General features: G+C 69.7%; 3 protein-coding genes and 1 pseudogene. All 4 read left to right on the plus strand.

Translation table 11 applies throughout. The annotated features are described in order from the left end of the window. Window positions 1-286, plus strand: a 286-nt coding sequence (gene lptC, locus AC1DZ6_RS21680; RefSeq protein WP_477099200.1) for an LPS export ABC transporter periplasmic protein LptC, incomplete at its 5' end; no start/stop codon positions are given. Continuing rightward, window positions 283-1,452: a glycerophosphotransferase gene (locus AC1DZ6_RS21685; RefSeq protein WP_477099201.1), complete on the plus strand. Its 1,170-nt coding sequence runs from the start codon at window positions 283-285 to the stop codon at window positions 1,450-1,452. The genes lptC and AC1DZ6_RS21685, both read left to right, overlap by 4 nt. After that, entirely contained in the window at window positions 1,449-2,834 is a 1,386-nt protein-coding gene (locus AC1DZ6_RS21690) for a lipopolysaccharide biosynthesis protein (protein WP_477099202.1), read from the plus strand. The genes AC1DZ6_RS21685 and AC1DZ6_RS21690 overlap by 4 nt, the downstream gene beginning before the upstream one ends. Further along, window positions 2,831-3,409, plus strand: a pseudogene (locus AC1DZ6_RS21695) (AMP-binding protein); the annotation flags it as partial. The gene AC1DZ6_RS21690 and the pseudogene AC1DZ6_RS21695, both read left to right, overlap by 4 nt. Window positions 3,410-3,467 lie beyond the last annotated feature (58 nt).

A 3,467-nucleotide genomic window follows, 5' to 3' on the forward strand; every position in this document is an offset into this window, starting at 1 on the left:
GGAAAAGCCCACCCACGTGGTCTCCAAGGACGGGGCCTACCAGGAGGAGAAGGGCTCGCTGCTGCTGACCGGCGACGTCAAGATCGACAACGGCGCGGGCTACCAGTTCGCCTCGCAGAAAGCCCTGATCGACACCCGCACCGGCGACCTGGTCGGTGGCGCGGCGGTCGAGGGCGCGGGCCCGAACAACGGCGCCGTCCGGGCCGACAGCTATTCGGTCAGCGACAAGGGCGACCGGGTGCTGTTCAAGGGCCGGGTGCGCACGCGCCTCACGCCGCAACAGTGACCACGCCTGATCCCAAGGGGCATGGAGCCAGGCCCAGCGTCTGCTTCCTCTACATCGCCCAGACCCACCAGATCCTGCACAGCCTGCCGATCGCCATCGCCCTGGCGAAGGGCTGGCCCGAGATCGACGTCCACATCGCCACCACGACCCAGGAGCACCTGGACTATGTGCGCGAGCTGCTGGACATCCTGGACGTTCCGCCGATCCCTTCCCGGCTGCTGCCGCCGCCGTGGCTGCGAGACCTGCGACTGAAGGGCGCGACCACGCCGCCCAAGGCCCTGATGTTGGCCGCCAACGCCCGCCGCCTGGGCCGCTACGACGCCGTGGTGACGCCTGAGCGCACCACCGCCCTGCTGCGCAAGCTGGGGGTTAAGGACTGCAAGCTGGTCTACACCCAGCACGGCGCGGGCGATCGCGGCGGGCCGTTCGAACCGCGCCTCAAGCAGTTCGACCTGGTGATGGCCGCCGGCCCCAAGCAGCGCGACCGCATGCTGGACGAGGGCTGGGTCACGCCGCAAACCTGCGCCATGGTCGGCTATCCCAAGTTCGACATCATCGACGCCCTGCCCGGTTCGCCCTTGCCCGTGTTCCCCGAGGCCAAGCCGCTGGTTCTGTACAACCCGCATTTCCACCCCACCCTGGGGTCCTGGCCGCGATGGGGCCGGCGGATTCTCGAGCAGTTCGCGGCGGACGAGCGTTACAATCTGATCTTCGCCCCCCATATCCGCCTCTTCGAGGGCGCGGATCCCAGGACGATCGAGGCCCTGGCCCCGTTCGTCGACCACCCGCGCATCCATCTTGACCTGGGCGGGCCCGCCGCGATCGACATGACCTACACCCGCGCGGCCGACATCTATCTGGGCGACGTGTCCAGCCAGATCTACGAGTTCCTGCGCACGCCCAAGCCCTGCCTGTTCCTCAACGCCAGCAACGCTGACTGGCAGGGTGACGAGAGCTTCCATCACTGGCGCTACGGGCCGGTGCGGGACGACGCCGAAGGCGTGGTCGACGCCGTGGCCTCGGCCCAGGCCGGGCACGCCGACTATGTCGACGCCCAGAAGCGCGGCTTCGCCGAGAGCTTCGATCTTCAGGAAACGCCCTCGTCGGTTCGCGCCGCCCAGGCGATCGTCGATCGCCTGCCTTCGGGATCCCGGCGCCGACGATGAGCAGCGAGTCCAATGTCTTGAAGCGGGTTCTGGCCAATGCCGGAACCCTGCTTGGCGGCCGTACGGTCAACGCCGTGGTCGGGCTGGCCTATATCGCCCTGACCGCGCGCGGCCTGGGCAAGGAACTGATGGGCGTGATCGTGCTGATCAACGCCTTCGCCCAGTTCCTGGGCGAGGTCGCCAAGTTCCAGTCCTGGCAGACCCTGCTGCAATACGGCGCTTCGGCCCTGCTGCAGGGCGACCGCGCGCGCTTCCAACAGGTGCTGCGGTTCACCGTGCTGCTCGACAGCCTGGGCGCGGTCGTGGGGGTCACCCTGGGGGTGATCGGCGCCCTGCTGTTCGGCCACTTCCTGGGCTGGCCGGCCGCGCTGTCGCCGGCCGCCGCCTGCTACGCCCTGTCGATCGCGGTGATGGACTCGGCGACTTCGGTGGGCCTGCTGCGCCTGTTCGATCGTTTCCGCTTCCTGGCCGCCGAACAGGCCGTCAGCTCGACCGTCCGCCTGATCGGCTGCGCCGTGTGCTTCACCCTGCACGCCCCCATCGAGGCCTATCTGGCCGCCTGGGCGGCGGGCACGGTCACGGCCTTCATCTACGTCAACAGCGTCGCCCTGTGGGACCTCAACCGCCGCCAGCTGCTGAAGGACTTCACCTTCCGGGGCCCCCTGTCCGAAGGCCTGCCGGGCGTCTGGCGCTTCGCATGGGCGACCAATTTCAGCGGCACGATCGACAGCGCCTTCAGCCAGGTGATCACCCTGGTGGTGGGCTCGGTGCTGGGTCCGGCCCAGGCGGCGATGTGGCGCGTGGGCCGCCAGGTGGCCGACGGCATGGCCAAGCCGGCCAAGCTGCTGGTGCCGGCCCTCTATCCTGAACTGGCCAAGATGCGCGCCACCGGCGGCGAAGAGGCCATGCGCACGCTGTCGCGCCAGATCGGCCTGATCGGCGGCGCGGTGGCGGGGGTGCTGCTGCTGGTCTCGATCCTGTTCGGCGACGACGTGCTGACCATCGTGATGGGCCCGGCGTTCGCGGCCGGGGCCAGCATCATGAACTGGCAGGTGGCCGCCGCGGCCATCGGCGTGCTGGCCATGCCGCTGGAGCCGATGCTGGTCTCGCTGGGCAAGGCCGGCCTGGCCCTGCGGGTGCGCGCGGTGGTCTGCGCCATCTACCTGATCGCCCTGGTTCCCCTGATCCGCGCCGTGGGCCTGAACGGCGCCGGCGCGGCGCTGGTCGGCGTCGCCGCCGCCCTGGCGCTGGGCATGTACTGGGCCCTCAAGCGCAGTCTGAAGGCCGATCCAGCAGTCGCCCGGGCCTCCGCGTCAATGCCCCACAAAGACGAACAAACTTGCGCCGACAGTGAAAACGGCGCCAAAGGCCTCTCGCAATGATTACTCCGACGTCCTCCTCGCGAACCGTTAGATTCGCCGATTTCCCCACCCTGACGGCCGCGCTCGACTTCGCCGCGACCGGTGAAACGGGGGTCAACCTCTACTCGCTGCGCGGCGAGCTGGTCGAGGCGCTGCCCTACGCCAGGCTGCGTGAGCAGGCGCTGGAGATCGCGCCGCGCCTCCTGGCGACCGGGGCCAAGCCGGGCGACAGCATCGGCCTGATCGCCGACACCGAGGCCGACTTCGTGCGCGCCTTCTTCGCGTGCCAGTACGCCGGCCTGATCCCCGCGCCGCTGCCGCTTCCCGCGCCGCTGGGCGGCCGCGAGGCCTATGTCGAGCAGATCGCCCGCATGCTGGGCTCGGCCCACGCCAAGTTGCTGATCGGCCCGACCGGCATGAAGGACTGGGTGGCCGAGATCGCCGCCAAGGCGCCGCTGGACTTCGCCGGCGTGCTCGCCGATCTCCCGGAGAGCCCCAACCAGGAAGGGGGGGGCGACGCCCTGCCCGAGATCGCGCCGGACAACACCTGCTACCTGCAGTTCTCGTCGGGCAGCACGCGCTTTCCGACCGGGGTCGGTCGCACGCCGCCATCGCAAGCCGCCGCCCGAGCTGCTGAACCCTCACGATGAAGCC

The organism is Caulobacter sp. P1_B12_2 (assembly GCF_056406675.1).